Here is a 21,164-nt window from a genome sequence, read left to right on the forward strand (position 1 = left end):
TTATTGGCGTTTTAAAATTGGATTACTTGGCGTATCCAATGGTTTATCGAGTGGAACATTCATTAAGCGAAGTGATTCTTGCATCATTCTGGTAAATACAGGCGCTGCCACCAAACCGCCGTAGTAACGTCCTTGCGGGTTTTCCACCACCACAATCATGGCCAAGCGCGGATCGCTCACTGGCGCTACACCCGCAAACAGGGCGCGGTATTCATTTTGTGCATAGCCTTTACCATCGGCACGTAATTTATGCGCGGTTCCTGTTTTACCCCCAACACGATATCCCGGAATATTGGCCTGTGTTGCAGTCCCCCCAGGCATCGTCACCTGCTCAAGCATCATCAGCACCTGATCGGCAATTTTTGGATTGAGAACCTGCTCACCTTTAGGTTTTTCATCCAGTTTACGCAGGCTCAATGGCATTTTTACCCCATGATTGGCCAGCATGGCATAGCCTTGCGCCAACTGTAAAATGGTGGCATTGAGGCCATAACCATAAGCCATGGTTCCAATTTGCGACGGGGTTAGCTTGCTTGCAGGTAAAATCAGACCACCACTCTCGCCGGGAAAATGCACGGCTGAGCGCTGACCAAAACCGACACGGCGGAAAAAGGTCGGAATCGAATCTTTCGGTAGCGAAAGGGCAATTTTGGCAGAACCGACGTTGGACGACTTTACAATAACCCCTGTCAGGGTAAGCGCGCCATAGTTATGCGTATCACGAATGGTATGCCAGCCTAAACGCATCGAGCCCGGTGAGGTATTGACAATGGTATTTGGCGTATATTGACCACTTTCGAGCGCTGCTGCCACCGTAAAAGGCTTCATGGTCGAGCCCGGCTCGAACATATCAATCGCGCCGCGGTTACGCATGGCATCCTTATTTGACAGACCATTTTTGTCATTCGGGTTATACGATGGCCAACTCGCCATCGCCAGAATTTCACCGGTTTTTACATCTACTGCAATGGCAGAGGCCGAACGCGCATTGTTGGCCACACCCGCAGCAGTTAACTCACGATACATGATGTATTGCAGACGTGAATCGATACTCAAGGTAATATTTTCGCCCGGCTCACCCTCTCGAATAACTTCGGAGATTTTTAAACGATTACCGCGCTTATCACGAATGACTTTTTGCTCACCATCAATTCCGGCCAGTTGCTTGTTCAGCTGCATTTCCAAGCCTTCAACCCCAATGCCTTCGCTATTGGTTAAACCAATGATCTGAGCATTGGCTTGCGGCTGTGGATAGAAACGCTTATAGTTTTTCTCGGTATAAACACCCTGAAAATTACGCTTCATGATCAGATCTGCTTGCTGCGGCGGAATCTCTTTTTGCAAAACCAGATAGCGCGAACGCGGTCGGGCATACATCTGCTTTTTGAGTTCAGCACGATCCATACCGACTGCATCGGCCAGTTCATCCAGATTAAGGTTTTTGTCTGGTAACTGTCGCTTGAGCTTGCGATTGTTCGGATCTTTTTTCAGCTCGGCAGAAATTTCATCGTATTCTTTTTTGGTATCGAAATAGTCACGTGGATCAACCACGACCCGCATAATTGGCGTACTGATCGCCAGTGGCACGCCATGACGATCACTAATCACGCCGCGCATCGCTTTGAGCTTTTCTGTTCTTAAAATATTGGCATTGGCCTTATTTTGCAGAAAATCCTTATTGATCACCTGTACATAAAAGGCACGTGCAATCAAAATGGCAAAGCAGAGCAATACCACCGCCCACAGTAAGTAGAACCGCCACAGATCAAACGCCAGCGTGGGTTTCTCTGTAATAGATTGCTGTTTTTTTCTTGTTTGCTTGGTTCGCTTGTCGATCATACAGCAGGCCTTAGTGTTTTTGCTCAGAGGTCATAGGCAATGAAATGACTGCCGTTTGCGCAGCAGGTGGAGAGTACATGCGTAATTGGGTCACGGCACGTGAACCAATTTGCGCGGTTGCACCAAAGGTTTGTTGCTCAATCAGCAAGCGTCCCCACTCGGCATTCAGATCGTCTTTTTCACGCATGAAGCCGCTCAGTTCTCGATAATCGTGCCGATACTCAAACACCTGAAATACCACCATCAGCGCACTAACAAAAACCAGAATCACCATTGTGGCATATACCATCATTTTTTTTATCGGCAATGATCCTGCTTTGTCCACGTTGTCTTTTTTATCCATGCTCTGCCTTTATACTAAACGTTCAGCAACCCGAAGCCATGCACTACGCGAACGCGGATTGGCTTTTACTTCTTCTTCACTGGCCCGTATCCGGGAAATTTTCTTTAAACGACGCGTATCGATTTGCTGTTGCGGCATGCCCCAGCCAGAATCTTCTGCAATGGTCGATTCCTTTTGAATAAACTGCTTAATCAATCGATCTTCAAGCGAATGGAAACTAATCACTGCCAGACGGGCCTCAGGTTTGAGTAAATCGACCGCCTGTGGCAAAAACTGCTCGATATCTTCAAGCTCTTTATTAATGGCAATTCGAATCGCCTGAAAGGTGCGAGTGGCTGGGTGTTTATGTTTTTCCCACTTCGGATGTGCAGCTTTTACCAACTCCGCCAGTTGTGCTGTAGTTTCAAGTAAACCCGCTTGCTTAATGGCTCTGGCAATACGGCGGCTGTATCGTTCTTCGCCATACTGATAAATAATATTGGCTAACGCTTCTTCTTCAATATGCAGCAACCATTCTGCGGCGGTCTGACCCTGAGAGTTGTCCATACGCATATCGAGTGGACCGTCTTGCATAAAACTAAAACCACGTTCGGCCTGATCGAGCTGCGGAGAAGACACACCAAGATCTGCCATAATGCCATCGACATGCTCAATGCCCCGCTGGTTCAACTCGGTTTGAATATCGGCAAAACTGGCATGAATAATGTGAAAGCGTGAATCTTCTTGCTCAAGCTGGTGTGCCACCGCCAACGCTTGCGGGTCTTTGTCAAATCCGTAAACTTGCGCATCTGGGCCCAATTTGGACAGCAATAAACGGGTATGACCGCCACGGCCAAAGGTGCCGTCAATATAAATTCCTGTGTCGCGATTGGCCAGTAAGGCATCTACAGTTTCATGAAGTAAGACAGAAATATGCGACATAGGTAAGGCGTCAGAAAAATGTTAAAAATTTAACTGCACATTATCACCTTGTTTGAGCAAAGCTCCAAATGTCTTTTTGTAGGGAAATATTACTTTTTATCGATAAATTCATTTAATTTTTCTTTTTTGTTTAGCTTTAAATCAATTACTTAGCATAGTCTTGCTAAAACTGAAAGCAAGCAGATGAATTTTTGGCCTTTTACCCTCACTTCAACTGCTCAAACATTCAGCAGATACAACCTCCCTTCAGATCATGCGACATTACGGCTTTTCTGTATAAATCTGATCAAAGATGGCGCCATTCACAAAATGGGTCTTTTGCGCTTTGGCCCAGCCACCAAAGACGGCATCGATGGTAAATAATTTAATCTTGGGAAATTTCGCTGCATATTTTGCTGCAACCTGTGGATTACGCGGTCTAAAGTTGTATTTGGCTGCCAGTGTTTGCCCCGCAGGTGAATACAGATAGTTCAAATACGCTTTGGCCAGATTACGGTTTCCATCCTTATCGACCGTTTTATCGACAATCGCCACCGATGGCTCAGCCAAAATCGAAATTGAAGGATAAACAATTTCAAACTTATCTTTGCCAAGGCCCTGTGTCGCCAGCAGTGCTTCATTTTCCCAAGATAATAGAACATCACCAATGCCTCGTTCGGCAAAAGTAGTCAGCGAGCCACGCGCTCCCGAGTCGAGTACTTTGACATTTTGATACAAGGCTTTAACCAAAGCACGGGCTTTGCTGTCATTACCCCCCGGTTGTTTCAGCGCATACCCCCATGCCGAGAGGTAAATCCAGCGTGGTGCTCCTCCAGTTTTTGGATTTGGCGTAATAATTTCCACGCCCGGTTTGGTCAGATCATTCCAGTCTTTAATGGCTTTAGGGTTACCTTTACGAACCAAAAATACAATGGTCGACGTATACGGCGCTGCATTGTTTGGAAATTGCTGCTGCCAGTTTTTCTTGATCAGACCAGCATTGACAATTTCGTCGATATCATTGGCCAAGGCCAAGGTCACCACATCGGCCTGTAAACCATCTATGACCGCTCGTGCCTGCTTTCCAGAGCCACCATGTGACTGTTTAAAATTAATCTCCTGCCCTGTTCGCGATTTCCAGAAGTGTGAAAAGGCTTGGTTATATTCCTGATAAAACTCACGTGTAGGATCATAAGACACATTTAAAAAGTCTTTTGCTGCATGCGTTTGTACTGCACCCCACCCCAGCAATGCCACAAAAGACAGCTTTAAAATATTTTTCATTGTTGTTCACCTTTACTATTTTTTGATAAGAAAAACCTCTTTAAAGCATAAACAAAGTTACAATCGGATAGTTATACGAAAAAAATCAGTCTTCATCGCTATTTCTGCTATGCATAAATTTTCGGCTAAACTCATGTTTATCATCAGATTAAGTGTAGCCTGGCTTAACAAATAGGAATCATTCTTACAATCTTCATTGTTTGTCCATAGTTTTTCTAAATAATAGATTTGGAGCAGCGGAGTCTCTCTAGCGCACTAAAAGCTCACCAAGTTCTTTGTCTTTTTGTAAAAAATGTGACGTAGTTCAAATTTTATATTGATAAAACATGGTGAATTTGTACAATTAGTGCTACGTAAGATGGACGCTAAAAACAATTCATCGTTGTAATTTTGGGGAAATGAACATGCAGTTTGTTAAAATTTTGGGGCTCAGCTTGAGCTTAAGTATTCTGGCGCCTATGGGATTTGCTGCATCACTCGACAATAGTGCAGTCAAAACATCTGGAATCACCACTGCTCCGTCGCCTTTAATTGAAAAGGCGCTCAATCAGCAAAAACGTAATGTCTCGGCCTTAGGCAACGACAACGACCTGATCATGCTCAATAGTCTGCGCGTGACCGCATCTCAAAACTTTTTTGCGACACAGCATCAGCGCTTTTCACGTTTTGTCCAGTCGCTCTTTCAACCACATAGCTCGTAATTTTCTAAACGTAGCCCCCACTACGTGATTCATCAAAAGCCTGATCTCTGACTAAAATTAATGGTCTAGATATCAGGCTTTTTCCGTTATACTGTCTCTCAAATTTCATCTTGTTTTTTAGGCCCTATGAAAGTTCGTACGCGTATTGCACCCTCTCCAACCGGTTTTCCCCATGTAGGTACAGCTTACATTGCTTTGTTTAATCTGTGCTTTGCCAAACAACATGGCGGTGAATTCATTTTACGTATTGAAGATACCGATCAGCTTCGTTCGACGCCAGAATCTGAGCAAATGATTTTGGATTCTTTGCGCTGGTTAGGATTGAACTGGTCTGAAGGGCCAGATGTGGGTGGCCCACATGCGCCGTATCGTCAATCTGAACGTATGGGGATTTATAAGCAATACGCACTGGATTTGGTTGAAAAAGGTCACGCGTTTTATTGCTTTGCAACCGCAGAAGAACTCGACCAAATGCGTGCCGAACAGCAGGCGCGTGGCGAAACCCCAAAATACGATGGTCGCGGACTCAAGCTTTCTGAAGAAGAAGTACAGCGCCGTCTGGCTGCGGGTGAACCGCATGTGATCCGCATGAAAGTACCTGAAGAGGGAATTTGTAAATTTAACGATTTACTACGTGGTGAAGTCGAAATCCCTTGGGCACAGGTCGATATGCAAGTCTTGCTCAAGACAGACGGTTTACCTACCTACCATTTGGCCAACGTGGTGGATGACCACCTCATGGAAATTACACACGTTTTGCGTGGTGAAGAGTGGTTACCGTCTGCGCCGAAGCATCAGTTGTTGTATCAATATTTTGGTTGGGAAATGCCAACGCTGTGCCATATGCCGTTGCTACGTAACCCAGACAAATCCAAACTTTCCAAGCGTAAAAACCCGACATCGATCAATTATTATCGCGATATTGGGGTATTGCCAGAAGCATTGCTGAACTACTTGGGCCGCATGGGCTGGTCTATGCCAGACGAGCGTGAAGTCTTCACGCTTCAAGACATGATTGAGCATTTTGATATTCAGCGTGTATCTTTAGGCGGTCCAATTTTTGATGTCGACAAATTAAACTGGCTCAATGGGCAATGGATCAAATCGCTTACGCCGGGGCAATTGCTTGACCGCCTGCTCAGCTGGAAAAATGATCGTGCGACGCTTGAAGATATTGCTGCTGCGATTCAGCCACGTATCAACTTGCTGTCTGAGGCAGTGAATTGGGCTGGTTTTTACTTTAATCATATGCCTACCATTACGGCAGAGATGTTTGAAAGCAAAAAACTAAGCAGTGAACAGGTTCGCCAAAGCTTGCAATTTGCAATCTGGCGCTTAGAAAGTCAGTTTACTTGGAACAACGAGACCGTGAGTCAGATTCTGATGGATCTTGCCAATCAAATGGACATCAAGCTGCGTGATTTCATGCCTGCGTTCTTTATTGCAATTGCCGGATCGACCAGCTCTACTCCAGTAATGCAATCGATGGTGACCTTAGGCCCGGATTTAACCTTCGCGCGTTTACGTCGTGCGCTTGAAATTGTAGGTGCACCGAGCAAAAAAGAGCTAAAAGTATGGGAAAAACTCAATGAAAGCTTGAAATTGCCGAAAAATGAAGCAGTTGATCAATCTTAATTGATTTTATAGTTGACGGATGAGCGCAATCCCCCTAATATTGCGCTCACACAGACTGGGGTCATAGCTCAGTTGGTAGAGCGCTACAATGGCATTGTAGAGGTCAGCGGTTCGATCCCGCTTGGCTCCACCAAATCTCAGATTGTGTAGCCTCACAAGTCCCTATCGTCTAGAGGCCTAGGACATCGCCCTTTCACGGCGGTAACCGGGGTTCGAATCCCCGTAGGGACGCCAAATTCAAGAAAAGCCGCTGACTTACAGCGGCTTTTTTTATTTCTGATTTTGCTGACTCTTCGCTAAAATGAGAAAAAAGCCAGATGGAGATCCCATGCAATACCGTTGCCCCAAATGTCAAAGTGTAAAAATCATGCCGGTTAGTCAAGGCACCACCAGCGCACGCCCCGTGGTTCCTAAAAGTCTGGTGATTTTGCTGCCTTCTATTTTTATTCTGCTGTTACTGGTTCTGATCAGTTTAAGTATGTGGATTTTTGGAGATGGCGCTGGTACCAACCTGCAAATTGCAACCGTGGTGGTTTTTGTGGTGGCTGCGGGCTCTGGTTTGATGTTTTGGCGAGATTTACCAGATTTTAAATTGTCGATGCAATCTTTTATGCAATCGCAAAAACACTGGAAATGCCGTGAATGTCATCACGAATGGCAAATCTAAGTCATCTGATGTGACATATTAAAAAAAACCATCTGTTAGTGCAGATGGTTTTTTTCTGGATGTGCATGAGTATGTGCATGTGCCACACATTCATCTTCTTCTATCTGTAAGGTAATTTCAGCAATGCCATGTTTGTGCGACAGCATTTCATAGGCCGCATGGTACAAAGCATTACGATCCGCAGTAGGTGCAAACAAATGAACCGTCAAATGAATGTTTTTAGAGGTAATGGCCCAAACCTTAAGCTGATGAATACTTTCAACTCCCTCTAAATTTAGTAAATCCTCTCGAAGCTGTTCCACATCAATTTCTTCAGGCACTCCTTCTAGCAAAATGTTGATGCTCTGACGCAGCAAAATCCATGTACGAGGCAAGACCCAAAAGCCAATCGCGACCGCAATAATGGTATCGACCCAATACCACTGGGTGAAGTAAATCACGATTGCCCCGATGATCACGCCAACCGATCCCAAAGCATCGCTGAGCACCTCAAGATAAGCGCCTTTCATATTCAGATTTTCAGTGGCACTCGACATCAAAATTTTCATCGAGATTAAATTAATGATCAAGCCGAGACTGGCCACAATCAACATGCCCATACTCTGGATTTCGGGAGGTTGGCTAAAGCGCTGATAGGCCTCGTACAAAATATAGATCGCCACCACAAACAACATTAAGGCGTTAAATAAGGCCGCCAAGATTTCAAAGCGCTGATAACCGAAGGTTCGTTTGTCATCTGCCGGGCGTTTGGCAATTTTGATGGCCACCAGTGCAATTGCGAGGGCAGCAGCATCGGTAAACATGTGCGCCGCATCGGACAACAACGCTAAACTTTGTGTAATGAAGCCAGCCACCACTTCGACGACTAAAAAAATACAGGTCAATACCAAGGCAAAGGTTAACTTTTTGGCATTGTCTTGTGTCACAACAGCATGACTATGGTCATGCCCGTGATGTGTCCCCATACTGAACTCCTTATTTTTGAATCGATGTGTTGTAAATAGACGCCTCTATGTACGTTTCAAAATAGTCAATCGAGTCTTCATGACATCATGATGTAACATGAAGACCCGTTACAGTGGTTTAATGATCGGTAGCAATTGCGTGTTTTTGTTCGCGTCGCTCATTCATCCAGCGATATACCACGGGTAAAATCAGCAAGGTGAGCAGCGTCGAGGATAAAATCCCGCCAATGACCACGGTTGCCAAAGGTCGCTGCACTTCTGCTCCTGTACCTGTGGCCAGTGCCATAGGAATAAAACCAAACGATGCCACACATGCTGTCATCAACACTGGGCGCAAGCGGAGAATCGCCCCGCGCCATGTGGCGCTATGCACATCCAGAGTCGAGCGCAACTCCTTAATAAAGGTCAGCATCACCAGCCCATTGAGCACGGCCACCCCCGAAAGTGCAATGAATCCGACACCTGCCGACATCGACAAGGGAATATCACGAAGCCAAAGCGCCACAATACCGCCCGACAACGCAAATGGTACGCCACTAAAAACCAGTACGCTTTCGCGCAGGTCGTGAAATACCGCCATGAGCAGAATAAAAATCATCAGCAAAGCCAGCGGAATCACGATTTGCATGCGTGCGGCGGCTGAAGCCAGATTTTCAAATTGCCCGCCATAACCCAGCCAGTAACCACTCGGCAATTTTTGCTGAGCCAAGCTTTGCTGCATCTCGGCCACAAAAGAGCCGAGATCTCGATCACGTACGTTGGCGGTCACAATGACACGGCGTTTGCCATTTTCACGGCTCACCTGTGAAAAGCCCAAAATCGTTTCCACTTTAGCCACATCTTGTAATTGAATCAGGCCACCATTAGGCAATTGCAACGGCAGCATCGCCAGTTGCTGCGGGGTACGCAATTGATCATCTAGTCGAATGACAAAGTCGAAGCGTCGGTCTCCTTGTAAAATTTGACCCACACTCGCGCCCCCTATACTGGTTGCCACCAGATCCTGAATGGCTTTGATCGAGAGGCCATATTGCGCGGCCAAGGCATGATCGATCTTCACATTGAGCAACGGCAAGCCATCGGTTTGCTCGACTTTGACCTCACTGGCGCCTGAAATGGTTTTAAGCTGCTGAGCGATTTTTTCTGCTTCACGATTCAGAACTTCTAGATCATCGCCAAACACCTTGACTCCGATATCACTACGTACGCCCGAGATTAGTTCGTTAAAACGTAATTCGATGGGCTGGGAAAACTCGCTGTTATTGCCCGGTAGCTGTGCCACGGCATCCAACATACGAGCACGCAGTTCATCTATGGTTTCGGTTGAGTCTGGCCATTCTTTACGTGGTTTAAGCAAAATAACGGCATCTGAAATATTTGGTGGCATCACATCGGTGGCAACCTCTGCCGTGCCTGTTCGTGCAAAAATCGCTTTGATTTCTGGAAATTGCTTTAAAAGCTGTTGTTCAACCTGTGTCTGAATTTTTAGTGATTCCTCAATTCCTGTGCTGGGTGCACGCATCAGTTGCAAGGCAAAATCTCCTTCACTGAGCTGTGGTGCAAATTCACTTCCCACTCGGGTCGATATCGCGGCTGTAATGAGTAAGATACCAACCACACCGGTAAGCACCACACGACGCCATGCATACGCCCAATCTAGCAACGCTGCATAAGCTCTTTTCAGTGCCAGCATCCAACGGCTTTCGGTTTCCTTCACTTCTCCAGTCACCCAAAGGGCAACAGCCGCGGGTACAAAGGTAATCGACAAAATCATGGCGCCTAAAAGTGCCAAGACCACCGCAATCGCCATAGGATGAAACATTTTTGCCTCAACACCAGACAATGCAAAAATGGGCAAGTACACCACCATAATAATGAATTGACCAAAAAGCAGCGGCCGACGAGCCTGTTTTGCTGCCAAAAAGACTTCTTTAAAACGCTCCTGACGGGTGAGTAGACGGCCTTGAAGCTGCTGTGCTTCGGCCAGTCGACGGATACAGTTTTCCACAATGACCACTGCACCATCGACAATGATGCCGAAATCAAGTGCGCCCAGACTCATCAGGTTGGCACTGATGTGCTGCTGTGCCATACCCGTTAGCGTAAATAGCATCGACAGCGGGATCACACACGCGGTAATCAATGCCGCCCGAAAATTACCCAGAAAAATAAACAGCACCACAATCACCAAAATGGCGCCTTCAATCAGGTTTTTGGCCACGGTATGAATGGCCCGATCCACCAAGGTACTGCGGTTATAGACGGTTTCCAGTACCACACCCGCGGGTAGAGAGGTCTGGATTTGTGCCACTTTGGCATTGAGTGCCTGCGCCACGGTTTTGCTGTTTTCGCCCATCATCATCATGGCGATGCCGAGCACGGTTTCTTCGCCATTGTAGGTGGCGCCACCCGTACGCAGATCATGTCCGATCGAGATCTTTGCAACATCCGAGACACGTATTGGCAAGCCACTTTTGGTCTCTAGCGTAACATTTTCGATGTCTTGAATACTGCTTAACATGCCTGGCACACGGACGGTGAGTTGCTGACCATTGTCTTCGATAAATCCTGCACCACGGTTCTCGTTATTGTCGGTCAGGGCTTGTTGCAGTGTCGTAAGGGAAAGATTAAGCTGCTGCAACCGATTTAAATCTGGCGATACAATATAGATTTTATTGTATCCACCAATGCTATTAATTTCGGCGACTCCCGGCACACGTTGCAATTGCGGACGTACAATCCAGTCTTGAATTTCCCTAAGATCCATTGCTGTGTAGGATGAGCCATCGGGCTTTTTAGCCTGAGGTTCAGCCTTGATCACCCACTGGTAAATTTCCCCCAACCCTGTCGAAATTGGCGACATTTGTGGATCGACACTCGCTGGAAGTGCACTTTTTGCTTCCTGTAAACGCTGATTAATCAGCTGACGTGCCCAATAAATATCGGTTCCATCTTTAAAAATAATCGTGACTTGCGACAAACCATAGCGGGAAATCGAACGGGTTTGCTCCATGCTGGGCAATCCGGCCATGGCATTTTCAATGGGATAGGTAATCCGCTGCTCCACTTCGGTTGCAGTAAAACCATTGGCTTGTGAATTGATTTGAACTTGTACATTGGTAATATCGGGAACAGCTTCAATCGCCAGATTTTTGTAGCTGTAAATGCCGATACCGATCCATGCGACCATAAACAGCAACACCCAGATGGCATTCTGGATGGCGAACTGGATCAAACGATCGAAAAGCCCTTGTGCAGGCGGCAAGCTATCTGTGTGCTTAGTGTCCATGCTCAGCCTCGCCTTTTTCCAGTTCAGATTTTAAAACGAAGCTCCCCTCACGCACATACTGCTGCTGTTGGGTCAGCCCAGAAACAATTTCAACCCATGCACCATCGCTTGAGTAGCGACCAGTTTGTACAGGCTTTGGCTCAAAGCGCAGCCCTTTTTTGTCTTGAGAGACCACAAACACCACCGACTGGCCTTCTCGTTGCTGAATCGCACGCTTGTCTACACGTAAAACAGGCACAGGATTAGGTGTTTCGAGCAGCACATTAACCATCAAATTCGGACGTAATTCTTTGGCCGCAGTCAGCACCTTGCCACGTACTTGCAGACGACCAGTGTCTTGATCGGCCTGTGCGGTTAAGCTCTGAATTTGTGCCTCAAACTCATGCTGGGTTTGCAAGGAAACAAATTTTATTTTTTGACCTGGTTGCATGGCGACTGTGCTGCTATTGGGCAAAATAAACTCCAGCCATAACTGATCGAGCTGATCAATGACAAACAAAGGTTTACCTGTCGCGACTTGCTCGCCCACCACAATATCTTTGCTGCTGATGGTGCCACTCAGCGGCGCACGCACAGCGTATCGACCCTGACTTCCTGCGCTGGCCCCGTAGGCCGAAAGCCGCTGTGTCGCCGCCTGAACCTGAATTTGTGCCTGACGATAGGCATTGTATGCACGCTGATAGTCCTGACGTGCAGACACGCCTTGATTCATCAGTTGCTTCTCACGTTGATAGTCTTGCGCTGCAAGATTGAGTGCTTCACGTGCCAGACTTAAATTGGCCTGTTGATCAATCAACTCGGGAACAAACAGCGTCGCCAAGACTTGCCCTTTTTTAACCGACTGTCCAAGACTGACATTCACTTGCTCGACTTGCGCCATAAAAGATGCTCCCACATGCGCCTGTGCATCAGTATTGACCACCAGTTTCGCCGGATGCCGAGTCTGTTGCTGAATTTCGCCCAAACGCACACGATCGGTCACAATGCCAAATTGCTGAAGCTGCTGGGCTGTAAAGATCAGTTCTGGCTGCTCTTCTTGATGCGCCTCTGTGGCTTTTTCTTGATGTGCTTCATGACCGGATTCTTCAGTCTTAGCCTCTTGCGCCTCTGCATGTGCATGCTCAGCTTCACCGCCATTCATAGCACTCGATTTTTTGCCGGAAAATAGCAATATGCCTGCCACGACCAGACTGATGATCAATACCAGCACCACCCAAAACCACTGCGATTTTTTTGTTAACATTAGTTTGCTCCATTACCAGTATTGAGGCTTTGCGTGTCTTGCCAGAGAGTGTACTGGAGTTGTTCCAAGGCATCGGCCGACATAATCGTATCGGGTGAAATCCCGAGTGTGCGTGCTTCAAGTTGCAGCGTGCTTTGCCATGCCTGTTTCAAAAGTTGATTTTTTTTAAGCTGCTGCTCATGCAATTGCAAAGCAGCTTGCTGTACATCGGTTATGCTGAATTTTCCCGCCTGAAAACCGAGTAGCATTTTGTCGAGTACCTCGACTGAGAGCGGGATCTGCTGTTTTTGCATCAACTGATATTGCGTATTTAACCCTATTAACTCGGTTTGAAGTCGCTTGAGCTGATTGAGGTTTTGCTGCGCATAAAAACGCTGCTGCTGATCTAACAGTTGCTGCTTGGCGGCATAGCCCTGCAAGGCATACTGCTGCCGGTCAATCAGATTCAGTGGAATTTCAACAGCGGCACGAATTTGATTATTACGTCCGCTCATGCCTGCCTGCTTGCTCTGTACCACTCCAAGCGTGACGGTCGGATTGGGCCGACGCTGTGCTTTTAAATAATCTATTTCTAAACGCTGCTGCTCGGCCTGCAACTGCATGGCTCGTGTATATAGGTTGGGTTTCGCATCGAAAGAAGTACTTGTAGCGGGCCAGATCGCTGCGGTGTCATCTGCCACCCGATAGTTCGTGATTGACTCTCCCCAAAGTGCCGCCATTTTTTGTTTGGCCAGATTTAAGCCAAGTTCACTTTCTTGAAAGGCACGTTGATTTTCAACATGATTCATCAGACTCCGATCAAAATCGACCTGTGCGATACTGCCCGCTTTATAGCGTAAACGCGCAGCATCCAGAATTTTTTGGCTACTGCTGAGTTGCTTGAGCAAAATGGCATGCTGCTGATCAGCCACCACCACCTCGGCATAGGCAGCTTTAACAATCAGTTTCAGCTGCGCATCGAATAACATTTGTCGATGATTAACCTGTTGCACCTGTATCTGTGCCAATCGCGTTGCGGCGCGGCGTTCACCAAATAGATCCAGTTTTTGACTCATCCCAAACTCAAGCTCTTGATCATCGCCAGATTGAAAACCGGTCTGTTGCACAGTCACATTTGGATTAGACCAGAGCTGGCTTTGCCGAACGGCAGCATGGGCTATTTTTTGCTGGGCCTCCCAAATGGGAATATGCGCCTGATAGCGTTGAACTTTTGCTAAAATCTCGGCGTAATGAAGAGCAGATGATGTGGTTTGAACAGCTTTAGAATGAGCTGGAGATGTGTATTGTGCTGCATATAATGGGGGTGAAACCCATAATGCGCCCAGCATTACCCCGCCAAGCATCAATGAAGCGCCATGCGTATCCACGCGCAATACGCGCGGTAAAGATAGAAAAATAGACATAAAATAACCCTATGAAATAGTTAATATTTCTGGTGGGTTGTTTTGGCTACCCCACCAATAGCGGGGTTAAAATAGGCGGCGGGTTCGGGTGAAATAAATGCGGCGACTGATACGCGTTTGCCCAGCTATAATGCTGCTGAATCAGCTGACCGAAACGTAATGGCTCTGTGGCAGATTGCTGCTCAGCAATAGACAATACGTGTAAACAGGTGGGTAAATGATCGTGATGATCCTGAAACACCGCAGGATTAGAAGATGCAGATACACTTGGGGAATGTGCAGCGTGTGACTCTGCCAATGGCGCATGATGACCAAAATGATACGCCACCGTTGCAGTGGTCGATTCGTGTGCACAAAACGCGGCCGCCACATTCCAAAAAGTTTGGAACATGAACAAACTCATCAAGACGGTTATCCAAACAGTCGAGCGCTTCATACAAAGCCATCATTTAAAATCGTGCCAAGTATAGCAACGCTGTGGCATGTAATAAAATTACTTTTACCCACACATGCTGATATAAAAAAACCAGCCCGTAGGCTGGTTTTTCATGCAGGAATTAACCTGTAATTTTTTTGTATTTGCTGCGCTTTTGCACTGCATCGTCACCTAAGCGAGACTGACGGTACGCTTCGTATTCTGCATAGTTACCTGTGTAGAATTCTGGCTGTTCATTCTCAAATGACAAGATGTGGGTCGCAATACGGTCGAGGAACCAACGGTCATGCGAGACCACCATTACAGTGCCCGGGAACACCAGAATGGCATCTTCAAGCGCACGTAAGGTTTCAATATCCAAGTCGTTTGATGGTTCATCCAGCAAAATAACGTTGGCACCCATTTGCAAGATTTTCGCCAGTTGTAAACGGTTACGCTCACCACCAGACAATTCACCTACACGTTTTTGCTGATCTTGGCCTTTAAAGTTAAAGCGACCAATATAAGCACGCGATGCGATTTCGTAATCACCAATTTTTAAGATATCCAAACCGCCAGAAACTTCTTCCCATACGGTTTTGTTGTTATCTAAGGTGTCACGAATCTGACCTACATACGCGACTTTCACTGATTCGCCCAGTGTGACCGTACCGGTATCAGGCTGCTGCTCGCCAGTCATCATACGGAATAAGGTGGTTTTACCTGCACCGTTTGGACCCACGATACCAACAATTGCCGTTGGCGGAACGGTAAAGGTCAGGTTTTCATAAAGCAAACGGCCATCAAATGATTTGCTGATGCCTTCAACCTCAACCACTTTGTTACCCAAACGCGGGCCAGGTGGAATATAGATTTCAGAGGTTTCATTTCGTTGTTGGAATTCTTTCGAGTTCAGCTCTTCAAAACGCTCCATACGCGCTTTGTTTTTCTTTTGCTGACCTTTAGCATTCGAACGAACCCATTCAAGCTCTTTCTTCAAGGCTTTGGCAAATGATTCTTCTTGCTTTTGTTCCTGCTCTAAACGCGCATTCTTTTGCTCTAACCAAGAGGTATAGTTACCTTGGTATGGAATACCATGCCCGCGGTCAAGCTCCAAAATCCACTCGGCGACGTTATCGAGGAAATAACGGTCGTGCGTAATCGCCACGATGGTGCCCGGGAAATCTTTCAAGAAACGCTCTAACCAAGACACCGATTCGGCATCCAAATGGTTGGTTGGTTCGTCAAGAAGCAACATGTCTGGCTTCGACAACAGTAAACGGCACAGTGCAACACGGCGGCGCTCACCACCAGAAAGCAAAGAGACATCGGCATCCCATGCTGGAAGATTCAAGGCATTTGCCGCAATTTCCAACTGGTTGTCGAGGTTATGTGCATCCCACGTTTGAATAATTGCTTCAAGCTTTTCTTGCTCTTTGGCTAATTTGTCAAAGTCGGCATCTGGATCTGCATATTCAGCAAAAACCTGATCAAGGCGCTCAAGCGCATCGAGGGCTTCACGCACGCCATCTTCAACGTTGCCACGCACGTCTTTATTTGGATCTAGCGGTGGTTCCTGCTCGAGGTAACCAATTTTGATGCCCGGCTGTGCACGTGCTTCACCTGAGAAATCTTTGTCTACGCCCGCCATAATACGAAGCAAGGTCGATTTACCTGCCCCGTTTAAGCCGAGCACACCGATTTTGGCACCCGGAAAAAATGATAAAGAGATATCCTTGAGGATTTCGCGCTTTGGCGGAACCATCTTGGACACTCGGTTCATCGTGTAAATATATTGGGCCACTTAGGACTCCTCAATTGAAAAACCAACAGATCGCAATGAGCGAAAAATAGCAGCTATTATATGCTGAACGCGGCAAAAAAATAAGGCGTGATTGAGTTTAATCGGTTTTTATGACTGATAAATGTCGTCAAAATTGTTTCCTGATATAAAAAATGCATGACGCTAGATCATGCATTTTTTGCTGATATCCCGACTCAAAGATGCATACTTTTAAATAAATTTATTTAATAAAATTATTCACCAACAAATTTTTAACGTCATCTACTCGGCCCGACATCAAGGCCTTGATTGCATAAAGTGAAGTAGACGACACCTGATTCAGATTCGGATCTGGCGGCATTACCAGTTCCATCGGATTGGTATGCACATCGAGTAATGCTGGGCCATCATGCTTTAAAAATTGTTCGACTGCTTGCTCCAAGCCAGCACCGTGCGTTACGGTCTGCCCATGCAGCCCAATCACATTGGCCAGCTTGCCAAAATCAGGATTAACCAAGTCCGTATAGTGGTCAAGCATTCCTTCCACTTTTTGTTCAAGCTCCACAAAATTCAGTGAACTGTTGTTAAACACCACAATCTTGATCGGTAGTTTTTCCTGAATGGTGGTGAGTAAATCACCGAGCAACATGGCCAAGCCCCCATCTCCACAAAGTGCAATAATCTGACGCTTCGGAAAGGCTTTTTGTGCGCCAAGTGCCTGTGGCATGGCATTGGCCATCGTGCCGTGCAATAAACTGGTAAAGGTTCGGCGTTTACCGTTTACATCAATATGTCTGAGCACCCAGACCATCGGTGAGCCACCATCGCCAAAGAAAATTGCATCCTGATCGGCGTAACGGTTCAGCAAAGACACCAAATACTGCGGATGAATCAGTCCGTCTTTTCCAACGCGTTCCTCTTTATGGCGTGTTTCATCACTTTGATGTTTCAGTTCAAGACAATGATCCAAAAATGCGCGTTCTTGACGTGTTTCAAGCAGTGGCAATAAGGCATTGAGCGTCGAGGAAATTTTACCTACCGCACCGAGTGTAATAGGATGGCGTCGCCCTAAATGTGTCGGATCAATATCGATCTGCAAGATTTTGGCATGACTTGGATAATACTGTGCCCATGCAAAATCCGCCCCCAGCAAAATCAGTAAATCGCAATCCATAAGGGTGTGATAACCCGCTTTATTGCCAAAAATACCCGTCATGCCCATGTTGTACGGATTGTCATATTCAACAAAATCCTTGGCACGTGAAGTATGGGCAACAGGCGCTTTTAACTTCTCTGCAAAAGCCACGAGCTGATCATGTGCATCTTCACATCCTGCACCAGCATAAATACCAATTTTTTGATGTTGTGAAATCAGCTCAACGATCTGCTTAAGCTCGAATTGACTTGGCAATATATCTGGATGTGTTTGGCGTGGCACGAAAGGCAAGCCTGCTTCAGCCGATGCTTCACTGATGTTGGCTGGCACAATGACCACGGCGACACCACGCTTGGTCAGGGCAGCCTGACATGCCATACTCATGATATGTCTGGCCTGAGAAGGCTGCGTGATTTCTTCACAAAAAACCGAATTTTTCGCATAAACCGATTTAAAATCGACATATTGCGGGAAGTCGATAAATCCTGCCATTTCGGTTGAAATCTGGCTGGCAATCAAAATAACAGGCGCACGGTTTCGATGCGATTCATACAAGCCATTAATAAAGTGCAGACTGCCCGGTCCGCAAGAACCAGCACATGCCGTTAAGTGACCACTGAGTAATGCATCTGTACCTGCTGCAAAGCCACCTACTTCTTCATGGCGCACATGAATCCATTCAATTTTACTCTTCGACATAGAGTCAGTGACATGGTTTAAGGTATCTCCCACGATACCGTAGCAACGTTGAACACCTGCTTGCTCCAGCACCTCAATGATAATATCAGATACTTTTTGAGTACTCATTATTTCACTTCTCCAGCTTTTTTATCATGAATTGAATAACTTGTATTTTTATAGTGTTCTTGCCAGGCTCAGACTGCCAGTAAGTTTTTGTGGCGTTCTCTCAACATCGTGTAAAGTCATAAAGATGCTGGGCAAACATCCAGCTCAAAATTATTATGTTTAAACCTGCTGAACTTTCCATAAAAACGTCTAAATCATGCATAAAGAATATGCTAAAAAAATGGATCATTCTTTGATCACTTCAATAAAAACAATGACACATCGCTACCAAGACGAAACACTGGCTATTCATGCCGGTTACCAGCCCGACCCCACCACCAAAGCCGTGGCCGTTCCCATTTATCAAACCACGTCTTATGCCTTCGACAATACCCAGCACGGTGCAGACCTCTTCGATTTAAAAGTACAAGGCAATATTTATACGCGAATTATGAACCCTACTACAGCCGTGCTGGAGCAACGCCTTACCGCACTCGAAGGGGGAATTGGTGCCTTGGCACTGGCATCAGGTATGGCCGCCATTAGCTATGCCATTCAAACCATCACCGAAGCCGGCGACAATATTGCGTCTGTGTCTACACTGTATGGTGGCACCTATAATTTATTTGCGCATACCCTTCCCAAGCAGGGCATTGAGGTACGCTTTTTTGATTACCAGCAACCAGAGCAGTTGCGCAGTTTAATTGACGAGAAAACCAAACTGGTTTTTGTAGAATCGATAGGCAATCCTTTGGGTAATATTATCGACTTAGAAGCAATTGCCCTGATTGCCCACGAATATGGCGTGCCCGTGGTGGTCGACAATACCGTGGCCACTCCCGTGCTGCAAAAATCGTTTGAATTTGGTGCCGATATTATCGTGCATTCATTGACCAAATATATTGGCGGTCACGGCAATAGCATTGGTGGCGTGATTATCGACAGCGGCAAATTTCCTTGGGCGAAATATCCTGAACGCTTTAAAGTGTTAAATTCGCCAGATCCGAGCTATCACGGCGTCAATTATGTTGAGGCTCTGGGAGAAGCCGCATATATTGCCCGTGCGCGCGTGGTGCCACTTCGTAATACAGGCGCAGCGATTAGCCCTTTGAGTGTTTTTCTGATTTTACAGGGCCTTGAAACACTCTCTTTACGCATGCAAAAACATACCCAAAATGCGCTTCAAGTTGCGAAATATTTAACACAGCATCCGAAAGTCAAATGGGTGAATTACGCGGGTTTAGAGCAACATCCACAGCATGCGCTGGCTCAGAAATATGTGAAGGGTACGCCCTCTGGCATATTATCCTTTGGTGTTGAGCATGGTCGTGAAGGCGGAACGCGTTTTATCGATGCACTGCAACTCTTTACCCGCCTCGTCAATATCGGAGATGCAAAAAGTCTGGCGTGTCATCCTGCTACCACCACACACCGTCAATTAAATTCAGATGAGCTCAAGGCTGCAGGTGTTTCAGAAGATATGGTTCGACTCTCGGTTGGAATTGAGCATATTGACGATTTACTTGCCGATCTGGAACAGGCATTGGCTCGGGTGTAAATGATCTTTTATACAAAGCGCCTCTCAATAGAGGCTTTTTTTGTTGTACTGCTTCAATATTTTGTGCTAAAAGTAAACTTATCCGCTAAATTCAATTAGAGCAATTACTCTAAAAACTTTTGTAATTTCATGGACTTATTACTAGATTTTTTCTTTAAATCAATTTAGATTAATTTCATCGACGAGTCTCATTTCACCCTATTGAAGAACCTAATCGACTAAAATAACTATAGCCATTGCTTTGTGACATAAATCAGGGAAAAACGCGTGAATAAAAAACTTGAAGCTCTTTTTCAACAGAACGTAAAAGGTAAAGTTGCCTTAATTACAGGTGCCTCTAGCGGTATTGGTCTGACGATTGCCAAACGGATTGCTGCTGCGGGAGCGCATGTTTTACTGGTGGCCAGAACTCAAGAAACGCTTGAAGAAGTAAAAGCTGAAATTGAGCAAAAAGGTGGGCATGCCTCTATTTTTCCGTGTGACCTGACCGACATGAATGCCATTGATGAACTTTCTAAACAGGTTATGGCACATGTCGATCACGTTGATTACCTGATTAACAATGCGGGGCGTTCAATCCGCCGTGCTGTTCATGAATCGTATGACCGTTTTCACGATTTTGAACGAACCATGCAGCTCAACTACTTTGGTGCAGTGCGCTTGGTCTTGAATCTCTTGCCTCATATGATCAAACGTAAAAATGGTCAGATCATTAATATCAGTTCGATTGGTGTTTTGGCCAATGCCACACGTTTTTCTGCCTATGTGGCGTCTAAAGCTGCCCTAGATGCATTTAGTCGTTGCCTGTCTGCCGAAGTCCTCAAGCATAAAATTTCAATCACCTCTATTTACATGCCTTTGGTTCGTACGCCAATGATCGCGCCGACCAAAATTTATAAGTACGTTCCGACACTTTCACCAGACGAAGCGGCCGATCTGATTGTCTACGCGATTGTGAAACGACCAAAACGTATTGCGACCCATCTTGGACGTTTGGCCTCAATTACCTATGCGATTGCACCGGATATCAATAATATTCTGATGTCGATTGGCTTTAATTTGTTCCCAAGCTCGACAGCCGCCATTGGTGAACAGGAAAAATTGAATTTGCTCCAGCGTGCCTACGCCCGTTTATTCCCGGGTGAACACTGGTAAGTTTGTATAAAAAAAGCCTCTCTATATGAGAGGCTTTTTTAT

16 protein-coding genes and 2 tRNA genes are annotated in these 21,164 nt (G+C 46.1%); 7 read left to right on the forward strand and 11 right to left on the reverse strand.

All coding sequences use genetic code 11. From position 1 onward, the window contains the following. The 4 genes from ftsI to L2096_RS03375 form a co-directional block, all read right to left on the reverse strand. Complete coding sequence (gene ftsI, locus L2096_RS03360) at window positions 1–1,839, reverse strand: penicillin-binding protein PBP3 (protein ID WP_004934206.1); 1,839 nt, start codon at window positions 1,837–1,839, stop codon at window positions 1–3. 10 nt (window positions 1,840–1,849) lie between these two features. Continuing rightward, on the reverse strand, window positions 1,850–2,131 hold the full coding sequence (gene ftsL, locus L2096_RS03365; protein ID WP_307888367.1) for a cell division protein FtsL: 282 nt from the start codon (window positions 2,129–2,131) through the stop codon (window positions 1,850–1,852). A 60-nt stretch (window positions 2,132–2,191) separates the two neighbouring features. Further along, complete coding sequence (gene rsmH, locus L2096_RS03370) at window positions 2,192–3,103, reverse strand: 16S rRNA (cytosine(1402)-N(4))-methyltransferase RsmH (RefSeq protein WP_004934200.1); 912 nt, start codon at window positions 3,101–3,103, stop codon at window positions 2,192–2,194. Window positions 3,104–3,364: 261 nt separating this feature from the next. Continuing rightward, entirely contained in the window at window positions 3,365–4,366 is a 1,002-nt protein-coding gene (locus tag L2096_RS03375) for a sulfate ABC transporter substrate-binding protein (RefSeq protein ID WP_151746719.1), read from the reverse strand. Between the two features lie 404 nt (window positions 4,367–4,770). Here L2096_RS03375 and L2096_RS03380 point away from each other — a divergent pair, with 404 nt between their 5' ends. The 5 genes from L2096_RS03380 to L2096_RS03400 all read left to right on the forward strand — a co-directional run bounded on the left by L2096_RS03380 (window position 4,771) and on the right by L2096_RS03400 (window position 7,369). Further along, a complete protein-coding gene (locus tag L2096_RS03380; RefSeq protein ID WP_004934193.1) occupies window positions 4,771–5,067 on the forward strand; it encodes a hypothetical protein in 297 nt (98 codons plus the stop codon). A gap of 126 nt (window positions 5,068–5,193) precedes the next feature. Next, window positions 5,194–6,702 carry a glutamate--tRNA ligase gene (gene gltX / locus L2096_RS03385; protein WP_104123928.1) on the forward strand — a complete coding sequence of 503 codons (1,509 nt, stop codon included), beginning with the start codon at window positions 5,194–5,196 and terminating at the stop codon, window positions 6,700–6,702. Between the two features lie 57 nt (window positions 6,703–6,759). Continuing rightward, a tRNA-Ala gene (locus tag L2096_RS03390) sits at window positions 6,760–6,835 on the forward strand. Between the two features lie 25 nt (window positions 6,836–6,860). Next, a tRNA-Glu gene (locus tag L2096_RS03395) sits at window positions 6,861–6,936 on the forward strand. A gap of 94 nt (window positions 6,937–7,030) precedes the next feature. Continuing rightward, entirely contained in the window at window positions 7,031–7,369 is a 339-nt protein-coding gene (locus tag L2096_RS03400) for a hypothetical protein (RefSeq protein ID WP_004934189.1), read from the forward strand. A gap of 35 nt (window positions 7,370–7,404) precedes the next feature. On the opposite strand, the gene L2096_RS03405 is transcribed toward L2096_RS03400, so the two are convergent. The 7 genes from L2096_RS03405 to L2096_RS03435 form a co-directional block, all read right to left on the reverse strand. Next, window positions 7,405–8,334 carry a cation diffusion facilitator family transporter gene (locus L2096_RS03405; RefSeq protein ID WP_004934186.1) on the reverse strand — a complete coding sequence of 310 codons (930 nt, stop codon included), beginning with the start codon at window positions 8,332–8,334 and terminating at the stop codon, window positions 7,405–7,407. A 118-nt stretch (window positions 8,335–8,452) separates the two neighbouring features. Then, entirely contained in the window at window positions 8,453–11,623 is a 3,171-nt protein-coding gene (locus tag L2096_RS03410; RefSeq protein ID WP_250364867.1) for an efflux RND transporter permease subunit, read from the reverse strand. Continuing rightward, complete coding sequence (locus L2096_RS03415; protein WP_250364868.1) at window positions 11,613–12,866, reverse strand: efflux RND transporter periplasmic adaptor subunit; 1,254 nt, start codon at window positions 12,864–12,866, stop codon at window positions 11,613–11,615. The genes L2096_RS03410 and L2096_RS03415 overlap by 11 nt, the downstream gene beginning before the upstream one ends. After that, window positions 12,866–14,269 carry a TolC family protein gene (locus tag L2096_RS03420; protein WP_250364869.1) on the reverse strand — a complete coding sequence of 468 codons (1,404 nt, stop codon included), beginning with the start codon at window positions 14,267–14,269 and terminating at the stop codon, window positions 12,866–12,868. The genes L2096_RS03415 and L2096_RS03420 overlap by 1 nt, the downstream gene beginning before the upstream one ends. Window positions 14,270–14,315: 46 nt before the next feature. Further along, entirely contained in the window at window positions 14,316–14,705 is a 390-nt protein-coding gene (locus L2096_RS03425) for a cation efflux protein, CzcI-like (protein WP_250364870.1), read from the reverse strand. Window positions 14,706–14,826: 121 nt separating this feature from the next. Beyond that, the gene (gene ettA, locus L2096_RS03430; protein WP_025094646.1) at window positions 14,827–16,488 is read right to left on the reverse strand and encodes an energy-dependent translational throttle protein EttA; all 1,662 of its coding nucleotides are present in this window, start codon (window positions 16,486–16,488) and stop codon (window positions 14,827–14,829) included. Between the two features lie 220 nt (window positions 16,489–16,708). Then, window positions 16,709–18,430, reverse strand: a complete 1,722-nt coding sequence (locus L2096_RS03435) for a thiamine pyrophosphate-dependent enzyme (protein ID WP_250364871.1) — start codon at window positions 18,428–18,430, stop codon at window positions 16,709–16,711. A gap of 253 nt (window positions 18,431–18,683) precedes the next feature. Here L2096_RS03435 and L2096_RS03440 point away from each other — a divergent pair, with 253 nt between their 5' ends. Both L2096_RS03440 and L2096_RS03445 read left to right on the forward strand, forming a co-directional pair. Next, a complete protein-coding gene (locus tag L2096_RS03440) occupies window positions 18,684–19,967 on the forward strand; it encodes an O-acetylhomoserine aminocarboxypropyltransferase/cysteine synthase family protein (protein WP_250364872.1) in 1,284 nt (427 codons plus the stop codon). 267 nt (window positions 19,968–20,234) lie between these two features. Beyond that, window positions 20,235–21,122: an SDR family NAD(P)-dependent oxidoreductase gene (locus tag L2096_RS03445; protein ID WP_004934161.1), complete on the forward strand. Its 888-nt coding sequence runs from the start codon at window positions 20,235–20,237 to the stop codon at window positions 21,120–21,122. The last annotated feature ends 42 nt before the right edge of the window (window positions 21,123–21,164 follow it).

It is taken from the genome of Acinetobacter sp. ACZLY 512 (assembly GCF_023614015.1).
Taxonomy (GTDB): domain Bacteria; phylum Pseudomonadota; class Gammaproteobacteria; order Pseudomonadales; family Moraxellaceae; genus Acinetobacter; species Acinetobacter soli.

Excerpts from the sequence above, each read along its gene's own strand:
- ftsI (WP_004934206.1), bottom strand. The coding sequence starts at position 1,839 with ATGATCGACAAGCGAACCAAGCAAACAAGAAAAAAACAGCAATCTATT.
- ftsL (WP_307888367.1), bottom strand. The coding sequence starts at position 2,131 with ATGATGGTATATGCCACAATGGTGATTCTGGTTTTTGTTAGTGCGCTG.
- rsmH (WP_004934200.1), bottom strand. The coding sequence starts at position 3,103 with ATGTCGCATATTTCTGTCTTACTTCATGAAACTGTAGATGCCTTACTG.
- L2096_RS03375 (WP_151746719.1), bottom strand. The coding sequence starts at position 4,366 with ATGAAAAATATTTTAAAGCTGTCTTTTGTGGCATTGCTGGGGTGGGGT.
- L2096_RS03380 (WP_004934193.1), top strand. The coding sequence starts at position 4,771 with ATGCAGTTTGTTAAAATTTTGGGGCTCAGCTTGAGCTTAAGTATTCTG.
- gltX (WP_104123928.1), top strand. The coding sequence starts at position 5,194 with ATGAAAGTTCGTACGCGTATTGCACCCTCTCCAACCGGTTTTCCCCAT.
- L2096_RS03400 (WP_004934189.1), top strand. The coding sequence starts at position 7,031 with ATGCAATACCGTTGCCCCAAATGTCAAAGTGTAAAAATCATGCCGGTT.
- L2096_RS03405 (WP_004934186.1), bottom strand. The coding sequence starts at position 8,334 with ATGGGGACACATCACGGGCATGACCATAGTCATGCTGTTGTGACACAA.
- L2096_RS03410 (WP_250364867.1), bottom strand. The coding sequence starts at position 11,623 with ATGGACACTAAGCACACAGATAGCTTGCCGCCTGCACAAGGGCTTTTC.
- L2096_RS03415 (WP_250364868.1), bottom strand. The coding sequence starts at position 12,866 with ATGTTAACAAAAAAATCGCAGTGGTTTTGGGTGGTGCTGGTATTGATC.
- L2096_RS03420 (WP_250364869.1), bottom strand. The coding sequence starts at position 14,269 with ATGTCTATTTTTCTATCTTTACCGCGCGTATTGCGCGTGGATACGCAT.
- L2096_RS03425 (WP_250364870.1), bottom strand. The coding sequence starts at position 14,705 with ATGAAGCGCTCGACTGTTTGGATAACCGTCTTGATGAGTTTGTTCATG.
- L2096_RS03435 (WP_250364871.1), bottom strand. The coding sequence starts at position 18,430 with ATGAGTACTCAAAAAGTATCTGATATTATCATTGAGGTGCTGGAGCAA.
- L2096_RS03440 (WP_250364872.1), top strand. The coding sequence starts at position 18,684 with ATGACACATCGCTACCAAGACGAAACACTGGCTATTCATGCCGGTTAC.